7 protein-coding genes and 2 pseudogenes are annotated in these 12,973 nt (G+C 63.6%); 5 read left to right on the forward strand and 4 right to left on the reverse strand.

The window, feature by feature from the left end; genetic code table 11:
* Positions 1-10: 10 nt before the first annotated feature.
* The 3 genes from IPP28_05700 to IPP28_05710 form a co-directional block, all read right to left on the reverse strand.
* On the reverse strand, positions 11-2,068 hold the full coding sequence (locus IPP28_05700) for a hypothetical protein (GenBank protein ID MBL0040536.1): 2,058 nt from the start codon (positions 2,066-2,068) through the stop codon (positions 11-13).
* A gap of 50 nt (positions 2,069-2,118) precedes the next feature.
* Positions 2,119-3,003 (reverse strand): hypothetical protein, encoded by an 885-nt coding sequence (locus IPP28_05705; protein MBL0040537.1) that lies wholly within the window; start codon positions 3,001-3,003, stop codon positions 2,119-2,121.
* A 103-nt stretch (positions 3,004-3,106) separates the two neighbouring features.
* Positions 3,107-6,046 (reverse strand): carboxypeptidase regulatory-like domain-containing protein, encoded by a 2,940-nt coding sequence (locus IPP28_05710; protein ID MBL0040538.1) that lies wholly within the window; start codon positions 6,044-6,046, stop codon positions 3,107-3,109.
* A gap of 331 nt (positions 6,047-6,377) precedes the next feature.
* Here IPP28_05710 and IPP28_05715 point away from each other — a divergent pair, with 331 nt between their 5' ends.
* Positions 6,378-7,226 (forward strand): tryptophan 2,3-dioxygenase, encoded by an 849-nt coding sequence (locus tag IPP28_05715; GenBank protein ID MBL0040539.1) that lies wholly within the window; start codon positions 6,378-6,380, stop codon positions 7,224-7,226.
* Between the two features lie 251 nt (positions 7,227-7,477).
* Positions 7,478-8,902: pseudogene (locus IPP28_05720) on the forward strand (MFS transporter).
* Between the two features lie 53 nt (positions 8,903-8,955).
* Here the strand turns inward: IPP28_05720 and IPP28_05725 are convergent.
* Positions 8,956-9,447: a winged helix-turn-helix transcriptional regulator gene (locus tag IPP28_05725; protein ID MBL0040540.1), complete on the reverse strand. Its 492-nt coding sequence runs from the start codon at positions 9,445-9,447 to the stop codon at positions 8,956-8,958.
* A 126-nt stretch (positions 9,448-9,573) separates the two neighbouring features.
* Between IPP28_05725 and hppD the strand changes: the two are divergent.
* From hppD to IPP28_05740, 3 genes and pseudogenes are all read left to right on the forward strand, one after another.
* A pseudogene (gene hppD, locus IPP28_05730) lies at positions 9,574-10,646 on the forward strand (4-hydroxyphenylpyruvate dioxygenase).
* Positions 10,646-11,953, forward strand: coding sequence for a homogentisate 1,2-dioxygenase (locus IPP28_05735; protein MBL0040541.1), 1,308 nt, complete (start codon positions 10,646-10,648; stop codon positions 11,951-11,953). Before hppD ends, IPP28_05735 begins: the two are co-directional and overlap by 1 nt.
* A gap of 22 nt (positions 11,954-11,975) precedes the next feature.
* A complete protein-coding gene (locus IPP28_05740; protein ID MBL0040542.1) occupies positions 11,976-12,962 on the forward strand; it encodes a fumarylacetoacetate hydrolase family protein in 987 nt (328 codons plus the stop codon).
* The last annotated feature ends 11 nt before the right edge of the window (positions 12,963-12,973 follow it).

Here is a 12,973-nt window from a genome sequence, read left to right on the forward strand (position 1 = left end):
CAGATCCGTCTCAGTGACCTCGGCGCAGCACCGTCGCGGCCAGGCCCAGCATCAGCAACGCCAGCACGGCGAGCAGGCGACGGTCCAGCATTGGAACCGGCGTCGACGGTACAAATGCCGCGGCGACCGTGGTCGCAGCGCTCGCGGCGTTGTTGGCGCCGTTCGGGTCGCTGGTCGCCGCCGAGGACGTCAGGTCGGTCGTCAGCACCGTGCCGGCCGTTACGCCGACGTCGACGTTCGCGACGATCGTGAACTGCGCGGTGCCGACCGCCATCTTCGCGCCGCTGGCGCCGGCCGGACGCATCGCGGTGCCGTCGTTGCAGCCCACCGTTCCGTTGGCGCCAAAAGCCGGTGTCGTGCAATTCCAGCCGCCGGGTGCGACGAGTGACACGAAGGTCGTGCCCGCAGGCAGCGGCAGGCTGAAGGCGGCGCCATCGGCATTGCTCGGGCCGGCATTGGTCAACGTGACCACATAGGTCAGGTTCTCGCCGGCGGTCACCGGGTCGGGGCTGTCGGTCACGGTGATCGACAGATCGGCCGATGCGTCGTCGTTGCTGATCGTGCCGGTGCCCTGGCCTGCCGCGATGGTCGCGTTGGTGGGCGCACTCAGGTTCACGACGAAGGTTTCGTTCGCTTCCACGGTGGTATCGCCGTTGATCGGTACCAGCACCGTCTGGGACGTCGCGCCACCCGGATTGAAGGTCAGTGTGCCCGAGGTGGACACATAGTCGTTGTCGGCGGTGGTCGCCGTGCCGTCGGCGGTGGCATATCCGACCGTGACGACCTTGGCGGAGGCGGCATCAAGCGCAACCGTGAACGACAGGTTGCTCGTGCCAGCGTTGCCTTCGGCGATGCTGACGCTGTCGATCGACAGGGTGGGCGCTGGATCGTCGTCGAGGATGGTGCCGGTGCCGGTGCCGTCCGTCGACGAAATTGTTGCGCCACTCGGACTCGACAGCACGACGGTGAAGGTCTCGTCGATCTCGTCGATCGTGTCACCGACGATTTGCACGTTGACGGTCTGCGTGCCGGGTGCGTTGAACGTCAGCGTGCCGCTGGTCAGCAGAAAGTCGGACAGGCCGTCGGCCGTGCCCGGCACGGTCGAGAAGTTCACCGTGGCGGGGGTGCTGCCACGCGGCGGCATCGTGGAAGCCAGCGTCACCGTGAAGACGGCACTGGTCGTGCCAACGTCGCCTTCGGTGATCGAGATGTCATCGATCGAAAACTCCATCGGCACGGCGTCGTCATTGACGATCGTGATCGTCGAAGTCGGCAAGACGGTGCCGGTCGGGGCGCGGCGGCCAGCACCGAAGAAATAGTTGTCGACGATCACCGTGAAGGTCTCGTCCGGCTCGATCGTGCCATCGCCGATCACGGTGATGTCCGAATAGACCGTGCTCAGGCTGCCGCCCGGAATCGTGATCGTGTCGCCCATCGCGAAGCCGTTGTAATCGCCGGCATCGGCGCTGCCATCGGCGGTGTGCAGGTCGATGGTCAGGTCGTCCTGGGCCGGTCCGCTCAAGGTGTAGGTGATGCTCACCGGGGTGGTGCCGGCATTGCCTTCGTTGACGCTGCCGGCATTGGCCGGCGTGGCCGTCAGGGTCGGTTCGGCATCGTCGTTCTGGATCGTGCCCGTACCCTGGCCGTCGACGACCACGGCGTTGACGACATTGGTCACGTTGACGACGAAGTTCTCGTCCGCTTCGAACACGATGTCGCCGCTGACGGACACCGGGAAGGTGTAGGTCGTGCTGCCGGCCAGGATGGACTGGCTGGTCGCGCTGAGCATCGTGTAGTCGCTGCCCGCCGCGGCCGAACCATCAGCCGTGCCGATGTCGAAGCTGACGCCGCCTGCGGGAGCGGGTGCGCTCAGGCTGACGGTGAACATGTACGTGGTCGCGCCGCCGTTGCCCTCGAACTGGGTCACGTCGTCGATCGTCAGGTTCGGCGCGATGTCGTCATTGACGATCGTGCCCTGACCCTGTGCGTCGGTCGGCGTCGCGCCGGTCACATTGGTGATGTTGACGAAGTAGGTCTCGTCGGTTTCGACGGCGGTGTCGCCGTTCACGTCGACCGCGAAGCTGTAGGTCGAGCTGCCGGCCGGAATGGTCTGGCCGGTCAGGCTGCGGGCGACGTAGTCGAAGTCTTCCGTCGAGGATTGTCGTCCTGGGCAGTGCCGTCGGCGGTCGAGATGTCGAACGTCACGCCGCCGGGGCCGGCTGGTGCGCTCAGGCTGACCGTGAAGCTGAAGACCGTACCGCTGGCATTGGCTTCGTTCAGCGAGACGTCGTTGATCGTCAGGCTCGGCGCAGGGGCGCCGCCTTGCGGGGTCAGCGAGAAGTCATCGACGGCGAGGCCGTCGTCCGCACCGGATGAATTCAGGTCGTTCCAGCGGATCCAGAACGTCGCGCCATTGGCAATGTTCTGGCTGCCAATGCTCGACGAGATGGCCGTGCGGTTCGCAGCCGCGTTGCCATCCAGCGCGCCGGCCGCGACGGCCGTCTTGATCGGATTGACGAAATCGAGGGCGTTCAGATCCGTCCAGGTGCCTGTGGTCAGCGACGTGGCGTCGGTACTGAGTTGGAAATCGAGCCGGTCGTCGCGGGCCGCGGCGGTGTTCCCGATGCGCCACTGTTCGCCCGTGTAGGCGATGTCGAGCGAGGACAGGGCGGCGCCGGAGTTGTTCGTGAAGCAGGCGCCAACCACCGGAATCAGCGTGCCGCTTTGCAGGCCGCCCAGCGCTCGGTCGGTAGACGCGGCGCTGCCGTAGCTGAAGGTATCGCCGGTATTGCTGCCGCCGGTGTCGACGGCGTATTGGTCGTTGTCGCGCGCACCGCCGCCGGTCTCGTTCATGAACCAGCCGGTGATGGTCAGGTTGTTGGTGGTCGATCCGGCCGTGTTCGACAAAGTATCGAAATTCTGTGTCGAGGCACTGCCGAGCGTCGTCAACGAAACGCACTGGGCGTTGACTTCGGTGCCATAGGCGCCAGCCAGCAGGACCATGAGGCCGACAACCCGGAAACGAAAGAAAGAATCAATCAGCGACCGGTCCGATGGGCCGGTGCTTTCGCTCCGGCCAATCGTTTCGCAACCGAGTGGACCCGGCTTAGAACGAGTAACGCACACCCAGGTAGGCACGACGCGGGGCAACCCACGCGTTGGCTTCGCCGAAGTCGTACACGCCATTGCCTGCGATCAGCGGCATCACGTTCGTCGACTTCTGCGCGTCCAGGATGTTGAACACGTCGAGGAAGACTTCGAGTTCGCCGACCGGCAGTTTCCAGTCGTACTTCGCGCGCATGTCGAGGGTGTAGTACGACGGACCGGTCTCGCTGCCGACGGTGTTCGGCAGGATGAAGGAGTCGTACACGCCGCCGTCTTCGTAGACGTCGCCCATCACCGGCAGGTAACGGCCGGAGATCAGCTGGGCACGGCTGTACAGAATGCCGCTGTTCCAGTTGAACACGCCGCTGAGTTCGAGGCCGAAGTCCCAGCTGTAGGAACCGAAAGCCTTGAACTGGTGCTTGATGTTGCCGGGCTGGTCGCCGTAGGCGTTCGGGGCGCGCGGGTCGAGGGCAATCCAGTCACCCTGGAAGTCCGCGTTGCTGTCCGAGTTCGAGTTGCCTTCGGCCGAGTTGTGGGTATACGAGACCTGGCCCTGCCAATTTTCGGTCTTGAACTTCTGCAGGGTGATTTCGTAGCCCAGGTAGTCGCGCTTGCCGCCGGCGAGCGTACCGATCACGTAGTTCGCGTTCGGAACGCCGTCGAAGCCGAAGTACGAATACGGCAGGTAGTACGCCGAGCCGGGGCCCGCGTAGCCTTCGAAGTCCGGGTTGCCGGCTTCGACCGTCGGATCCGAATACAGCGCCAGATCGTAGTCTTCCAGGATGTCGCGGGTCTCGCGCTTGGTCAGCGTGACCGAGAGGCCGATGTCGTCGCGGAAGGTGGTCGAGTAACCGATCAGGAACTCATCCGTGTACGGAGTCTTGGTCGCCGGTGCAAACACTGCATCCGGGGTGACCGCGCCGCCGCGAACGCGGAAGGTGACCCAACGGTCGCCGAGGAAGATCTGCTCGTTCAGGACCGGACCGGTCAAGCCGCCCGCGAAGTCCGTCATGTTGGTACGGATCGGATCGTAGTAACGACCGCCGAAGCCCCAGACCTTGCTGCGGCCATCGCCGAACAGGTCATACACCACGCTCACGCGCGGAGCGAATTCCCAATCGAAGGTGTAGGTTTCTGCGCCGTTCGAGTCGTAATGAGCCCACTCTTCTGCACGAACGCCGGCGTTCACAGTCCACTGGTCAAGCGTCCAGGTGTCCTGCAGGTAGAAGGTCTTGCCTTCGGTCTTGACTTCGTACGGCGCGGTGGTGTCTTCGATGATGCGGTAGTTGTTGACCTGGCCGGTCGGATTGCCCGCCGTGCTGGTGAACTGGTACGCGCTGATTTCAGCCGAAGAAACGCTGCCGTCGTGGTCGGTGTCGAGCAGGCCGACGAAATAGGCACGGTCAGAGCTGTTGTTGATGCCGGTGATGATGCGCGGGATGTCGGCGTTCACGATCGAACGCGTACCAGCCCAGCCGGTTCCGACGAACTGTGCGAAGGTCACGCCGGCGTTGGCCGCCGCGATCGACGAATAACGCGCATGGTCGGGACCGGTGATGCGCGAGTCTTCGAAGTAGATGTTGTCGGAGGTGGTGAAGCCGCCCTTCAGCGTGTGGGTGCCGTGCGCGGTGTCGAGGAAGTACTCGAGCGTCAGGCCGAGTTCGTCGCGGTCACGCTGGGTTTCCAGCGCGGTGCCGCCACCGCCCTGGCTGCGGTCGGCGATCGTCGAGGGCAAGCCGCGGAAGGCGACGTTGTTCAGCGACACCGAGGTGACGGCCGGGATCTGCGAGACTTCGCCTTCATGGCGGAAGCCATAGGCGTTCAGCAGCAGGTTGTCCCAGTCGCGGGTGTACTCGAGCTTGTAGTTGTCGCCGCCCTGCTTCTGCGCGAAGTCGCGGTTGTTGAGCGTCGTCGCGTTGCGCGAGCCGCTGAATTCGGCCGGATCGTTGAAGAACGATGCCGACAGGCGGTCGTTGTCCGTCATCTGCCAGGTGGCCTTCAGGAAGGCCAGGTCGTTGTCGGAATCAACGGTACGCAGCGCTGCGCCGGTATTCGCGTTGAGGACGTCGTCCTCGCGATACTTCTTCTGGAACGAGCTGAAGAACCAGAGGTTTTCCTTGATGATCGGGCCACCCAGGGTGAACGCCGTGTCATAGGTCGAGAAGCCGGACGAGGTGTTGTGCTCGTCGTCGCCCACCAGGCTGTCGTTCTGCAGGTAGTAGTTGAGCGAGCCATGCCATTCGTCGCCACCGGACTTGGTCACGACCTTGGAGATCAGGCCCGAACCACCCGCGTACTCGGCCGGCACGCCACCGGTGAGCACCTGCTGTTCCTGGATGATTTCCGAGTTGAAGTTCGCACCGAAGGTACCGGTGTTGCTGTCGGTGACGTCGACGCCGTCGACGACATAGACGTTGTCGGTCGAGGTGCCGGAGACGCCGCCGATGTCGGAGTAGTTCACGCCCGAACGCGACGACGGATTGCCGCTGGCGCTGGGCTTCGCGCCCGGGACCAACTGCAGGTAGCTCTGGTAGCTACGGCCGGTCGGGAGCGATTCCACGATGTCCAGGGTCAGCGTCGTGCCGACGGTGGCCGAGGTCGTGTCGACTGCCGCCAGCGATCCGCCGGTGACAACCACGGTTTCCATGCTCTTCTCGCCGAGGACGTAACCGACGCTGAGGTTCTTGCCGCTGACGACGGCGACGTTGCTCGCGCTGAAGTCGGAGAAGCCGGAGGCGACCACTTCAAGCGAATAGTTCGTCGCCGGATCGAGACCCTGCAGGCGGACGCTGCCGTCCGCGCCCGTCACGCCGGTCTTCGAGACCAGGCTGGACGGCGAGCTCACCTTCACCGTGGCGCCGGCAATCGGCGCACCACTGGGGTTGGTGATGGAAATACGCAAGTTGCCGGTTTCGGCCAAGGCTGCGCCAGCAAAGCACATGCTGAGTGCCGTAGCCAGCATGCTACGACGCATGCCTTTCACAAATTTCTTCGATGTCATGATGCAACCCTCTTGTGTACCCCGATACAGGGGAAATCAAGGCCAACCACCAAGGCTGGTCCTAATTTCGGAGTATGGCGTAGCAAACAAATCCTTAACAATATGCCTCTTATTACTTTATGGAATAAGAGGGGAGGGCGGCGTCGTACTGTCACACCGACGGGCTAGTATCCCGAAGCTTTGGCCATCCGCATGCGTTGCCAGAATCGTCTGACCCTGGTGTCCGTCGGTGGGACGCGGCCGAGGCGATGCGATCTTTCGGATATCGACGATGGACACCAACAAGCGCGCGCTCGAAGCCGGCATTCACACCGACCTGCGCAGTCGCCTCACCTATGACGGTTACCTCGATCTCGCGACCTTGCTGTCGGCGCAGAAGCCGTTGTCGAACCCGGCGCACCACGACGAAATGCTGTTCATCGTCCAGCATCAGGTGGCCGAGTTGTGGATGAAGCTGATGATCCACGAGTTGCGGGCGGCTGCGACCTGCCTGGCGATGGACAACCTCGATCCGGTGCAGAAGATCCTGGCACGAGTGAAGGTGATCCAGAAGCAGCTGATCGAGATGTGGTCGGTGCTGGAGACGCTGACGCCGAGCGAATACATGGAATTCCGTCACGTGCTCGGTCCCGCCTCCGGATTCCAGTCGCTGCAATATCGAACCATCGAGTTCCTGCTCGGCAACAAGAACGCCGACATGCTCAAGGTGTTTGCCTACGACGAAGCGGCCGAGCGCGGTCTGCGTGCTGTGCTGGAAGCGCCGAGTCTGTACGACGAATTCCTGCGCCACCTGGCGCGGCGGGGTCACGCCGTGCCGAAATCCGGTGTCGAACGCGACTGGTCCGAGCCCTACCAGCGCCATCCCGATCTCGTCGCGGTGTTCAAGCGCATCTACGAGGACACCGACACGCACTGGGAGGCCTATCACCTGTGCGAACTGCTGGTTGATGTCGAAGTGCAATTCCAGAACTGGCGCTTCCGGCACATGAAGACGGTGGAGCGCGTGATCGGTTACAAGCGCGGCACCGGTGGTTCGTCCGGCGTCGGCTTCCTGAAGAAGGCGCTGGACCTGACGTTCTTCCCGGAACTGTTCGAAGTGCGCACTGTGCTCGGGACTTGAGGGTAAGGCGCCCGGCCGATCGTCCGCTGCGATGTTTTTTGCTGCATCGCAGCATATGAATCGTTTGACCGGGTTCGCACTCGCCGCTAAACCTTCCGCACTTTTTTGCCCGACGGATTCGGGTGTAGCCCTGCACGGCGTCCGTCGTGTCGTATCAGTTCGAGGAGAAGATGATGAGTGGAGCAAGCCTGCCGAACCAACCGGCACCGCCGGAGTTCGCCCAGTTGATGGGCCATCCGCGGCCGTTGTGGATGCTGTTCATGTCGGAGTTCTGGGAACGCTTCGCGTTCTACGGCATCCGCTGGGCACTGGTGCTGTACATCGTCGCGCAGTTCCATGGCGGTGATCCCTCGGGCCAGCAGGCGGCCGGCCTGGTCTACGGTGCCTACCTGGCGCTGGTGTATGCCGCGGCGATCTTCGGCGGCTACGTGGCCGACAAGATCATCGGCTACCAGCGTTCGATCCTGGTCGGCGCGGTGATCATGGCCGCCGGATTGTTCATGATCTCGGTGCCGAACGAAGACGTGTTCAAGCTCGGCCTGGCCACCATCATCGTCGGCAATGGCCTGTTCAAACCGATCATCTCGACGCTGGTCGGCAAGATCTACGCGGTCGGCGACGAGCGGCGCGACTCCGGCTTCACCATCTTCTACATGGGCATCAACCTCGGCGCGATGATCGCGCCGATCGTGACCCAGATACTGGCGCAGCGGGTCTTCGGTGACGATGGCACGCCGGCCTACAAGGTCGTTTTCATTGCCGCCGGCATCGGCATGCTGATTTCGCTGATTTGGTTCTGGGTCGGTCGTGGCCAGCTCAAGGGCGTGGGCGAGGCACCGGAGGGCGCGAATGGCCTGGGTCGGGTCGTCGCCGTATTCGTCGGTGCTGCAGCGGCCATTCCCGTCGTCTACTTTCTGCTCGCGATGGGAGCGGAAAACGCTGCAGGTGGTGTTGACGGTGATGTTCGTGGTGCTCGCGTTCATGCTGGTGATCGAAGGCATCAAGAATGGTGCCGTTGCGCGCGACAAGGTGATCGCGATGCTAATCATCTTCGCCTTCAACATCCTGTTCTGGATGTTCTTCGAGCAAGCGGGAAGTTCCTTCACCTTCCTCGCCGACCAGATCGTCAATCGTGATCTTCGGCTTCGCTGGACCTTCCCGACCGCATGGTTCCAGACGGTCAATTCGGTGGCGATCATCGCGCTGGCGCCGATCATCGCGTGGGCCTGGGTCAAGATGGGCTCGAGGAATCCATCGATCCCGCGGAAGTTCGGCCTCGGCCTGCTGTTCAATGGCCTGGCTTTCCTGTTGCTGATGTTTGCGCTGTCAAAGCTGGTCGACCCGGTCTCGCTGAAGATCCCGTTCTGGACGCTGTTCGCGGTCTACTGGATCCAGTCGATCGGCGAGTTGTGCCTGTCGCCGATTGGCCTGTCGATGGTGACCAAGTTGGCCCCGCTGCGCCTGGTCGGTTTCGGCATGGGCGGCTGGTTCCTGTCGACCGGCATCGGCAACAACCTGTCCGGCTTGTTCGCGAGTCATGCCAGCGGCGAAGGTGGCATGACCGTCGCCTCGGCGTTGGCGGCTACACGTTCGGCTTCTGGGCGCTGCTCGGCGCCGGCGTGCTGCTGTTCCTGATCGCGCCGCTGATCCAGAAATTGATGCACGGCGTGAAATAACACGTCACGAGGAACAGGGGACGACAGCGGCGGCTTCGGTCGCCGTTGTCGTTTCAGCGGCCCGCGTTCGCTGCTGCGGCGCGAACGAGCGCGTCGTGGCCTTCGTCGATGAGCTTGTCGAGAATGCGTTCCAGCCACACGCGTTCCTCGCCATCCAGCACGGCCAGCAGTTCGCGCTCGTAGCGCAATGCGGTCGGTGCGACTTCGTCGTAAACCCTTCGTCCCTTGGCCGACAGCGCCAGTACCGATCGGCGCTTGTCGTCGGCATGCGTGCCGCGCTTGATTCGGCCCGTTTTCATCAGTGAATTCACGGCGCGGCTGACCGCCACCTTGTCCATGGCCGTGCGCTCGGCGACTTCGACCGCGCTGAGCCCGTCGTAGCGACCGAGCACGGCGAGCACGCGCCACTCGGTGACGGCCAGGCCGAAGCGTTCGCCGTAGTCGCGCGCGATCGCGGCGCTGATCGTGTTCGACAGCACCGACAGCCGGTAGGGCAGGAAGTGTTCGAGATCGAGCGGGGTACTGTCGGGCGGTGTCTTGGCCATGCGCGTGCGTACGGTGTCGGGGTTCTTGAAACTAGTTTCACATGAAACTAAAGTGCTCGCCACCCGCGGGACCACCCCGCAGCACAGCGTCGGAGCAATGCGATGAGCGACCCAGTCAAGCAAGGCATGCAGGTCACCACGTTCGAAAACCCGATGGGCATCGACGGATTCGAATTCGTCGAGTTCGCCGCGCCGGAAGGCCAGGCCCAGGCCCTGCACGACTACTTCCGCATGCTCGGATTCACGCCGGTGGCGCGCCATCGCACGCGCCAGATCACCAATTACCGCCAGGGCGACTGCACGTTCCTGATCAACGAAGATCCCGATTCCTTCGCCGCCGATTTCGCAGCCAAGCACGGCCCGTGCGCCTGCGGTTTCGCGATCCGCGTCAACAAGCTGGCGGAATGGGCGCGGGTGCAGGCATTGAAGAACGGCGCCGAATCGTTCGACGCCGCCGACGAACTGACCAAGGCCGTGGCCGCGCCGGTGATCAAGGGCATCGGCGGCTGCATGCTGTACATCGTCGACCGCTACGACGACAGGGGCACCATCCATGACCCGGACTACGAATGGCTGCCCGGCGCGGAAATGATGCCAAAGGGCTTCGGCCTGACCTTCATCGACCACCTGACCCACAACCTCTACTTCGGCAACATGCAGAAGTGGGCGGACTACTACGAGCGCCTGTTCAACTTCCGCGAGATCCGCTACTTCGACATCAAGGGCGCCAAGACCGGCCTGTTGTCGAAGGCGATGACCGCGCCGGATGGCATGGTGCGCATCCCGCTCAACGAGTCCAGCGATCCGAAGTCGCAGATCAACGAATACCTGGACGCTTACAACGGCGAAGGCATCCAGCACATCGCCTGCTTCACCGACGACATCTACGGCACGGTGGAAGCGATGCGCGAACGCGGCGTCGCCTTCCTCGACACGCCGGACACCTATTTCGACGTGATCGACCAGCGCGTGCCCAACCATGGCGAGGACGTGCCGCGGCTGGCGCAAACAAGATCCTGATCGACGCCGATCCCGAGACCAAGCAGCGCAAGCTGCTGCAGATCTTCACCCAGAACGCGTTCGGCCCGATCTTCTTCGAGATCATCCAGCGCAAGGGCAATGAAGGCTTCGGCGAAGGCAATTTCCAGGCCCTGTTCGAAAGCATCGAACGCGACCAGATGCGGCGCGGAGTGCTGTGATGGACCTGCGCTACCAATCCGGTTTCGGCAACGAGTTCGCGACCGAAGCGATCCCCGGAACATTGCCGGTGGGCCGCAATTCGCCGCAACGCGTGGCGCATGGGCTTTACGCCGAGCAGATTTCCGGCACTGCGTTCACGATGCCGCGACACGCGAACCTGCGTTCGTGGCTGTATCGCATCCGTCCGGGTTCGATGCACCAGCGCTTCGAGCCGATGCCGGAAGCGGCATTCCACAATCGATTCGACGAGGTGCCGGCCGATCCGAACCAGTTGCGCTGGTCGCCGTTCCCGCTGCCGGCCGCGCGCACCGATTTCATCGATGGCCTGTACACCATGGCCGGCAATGGCTCGCCGGCGGCGATGGCGGGTGTCGGCATGCATGTCTACGCCGCGAATGCGTCGATGCCGGGCCGCTTTTTCTTCAACGCCGACGGCGAAATGCTGATCGTGCCGCAGCAGGGTCGCCTGCGCTTCGTCACCGAAATGGGCGTGCTCGATGTGGCGCCGCACGAGATCGTGGTGATCCCGCGCGGCATCCGCTTCCGCGTCGAACTCGTCGATGCCGAAGCGCGCGGTTATGTCGCAGAGAATTTCGGCCACGCCTTGCGCATTCCCGACCTCGGTCCGATCGGTTCGAATGGTCTGGCGAACCCGCGCGACTTCCTGGCGCCGGTGGCTGCGTATGAAGACCGCGAGGGCGACTTCGATTTGATCAACAAGTTCCAGGGCCGGTTGTGGTCGGCGCGGATCGGGCATTCGCCCTGCGACGTCGTCGGCTGGCATGGCAACTACACGCCGTACAAGTTCGACCTGCGCCACTTCAACACCATCGGTTCGATCAGCTTCGATCACCCGGACCCGTCGATCTTCACCGTGCTGACCAGCCCGAGTGCGGTGCCGGGCACGGCGAACATGGATTTCGTGATCTTCCCGCCGCGCTGGTTGGTGGCGCAGGACACGTTCCGTCCGCCGTGGTTCCACCGCAACATCGCCAGCGAGTTCATGGGCCTGATCCAAGGCGTGTACGACGCCAAGGCGGATGGCTTCGCGCCGGGTGGTGCGTCGCTGCATACCTGCATGACCGGGCATGGCCCCGATGCTGCCACTTTCGAGAAGGCCAGCAGCGCGGATCTGTCGAAGCCGGATCGGATCACCGGCACCATGGCCTTCATGTTCGAGACCAGCCTGGTCATCCGGCCGACAGTGCAGGCGCTTGCCGCCACCCACCTGCAACGCGACTATGCGCAGTGCTGGCAGGGCCTGAAGAAGCATTTCGTGAACAAGCACGCCGTCGCGCCGGTCTGAGCGCGCAGCATCCGGAGACCGAATGAAACTCGCATCCCTCAAGCAAGGCGGCCGTGACGGCACGCTGATCGTCGTGAACCATGACCTGAGCATGGCGGTCGTGGCCAGCGGCATCGCGCCCACATTGCAGCAGGCGCTGGAAGACTGGAGCAACGCGGCGCCGCGCCTGAACGCCTTGAGCGAGAACCTGAATGCCGGGCATGCCGCAAACGCTTTCGCGCTCGACATGAATGCGCTGGCGGCTCCCTTGCCGCGCGCGTTCGAATTCGTCGACGGCAGCGCTTACCTGCCGCATGTGGCGCGCGTGCGCAAGGCGCGCGGTGCCGAGGTGCCGGCGAGTTTCTACAGCGATCCGCTGATGTACCAGGCCACGAGTGCCGGTTTCCTCGGTCCGCGCGATGCAGTGGTGGTGCCGAGCGAGGCCTATGGCATCGATCTCGAAGCCGAAGTCGTGATCGTGACCGACGACGTGCCGATGGCGGTGACGCCGGAGGAAGCGGCCGGCCATATCCAGCTGGTCGGTCTGATCAACGACGTCAGCCTGCGCAACCTGATTCCCGACGAACTCGCGAAGGGCTTTGGCTTCCTGCAATCCAAGCCGCGCTCCGGCCTCAGCCCGGTGTTCGTGACGCCGGACGAGCTCGGTGCCGCCTGGATCGACAGCAAGGTGCACCTCGCGCTGACCACGCACGTCAACGGGCAGTGGTTCGGTGCGCCGGAGGCCGGTGTCGACATGCAGTTCAACTTCGCGCAACTGGTGGCACATGCCGCGAAGACGCGACCGCTGTCGGCCGGCACCATCGTCGGATCGGGCACGGTCGCGAACGAGGACACCGGGCTCGGCGCCTCCTGCTTCGCCGAGCGGCGCACCGTCGAAACCTTGCGCGACGGCAAGCCGAGCACGCCGTTCATGGCCTTCGGCGATGTCGTGCGCATCGAGATGTTCGACCGTGCCGGGCACAGCATCTTTGGCGCGATCGAACAGCGGATGGTGCCGTTGGTCCGTTGAGTCCTTCCGTA

The organism is Lysobacterales bacterium (assembly GCA_016721845.1).
GTDB lineage: Bacteria > Pseudomonadota > Gammaproteobacteria > Xanthomonadales > Ahniellaceae > JADKHK01.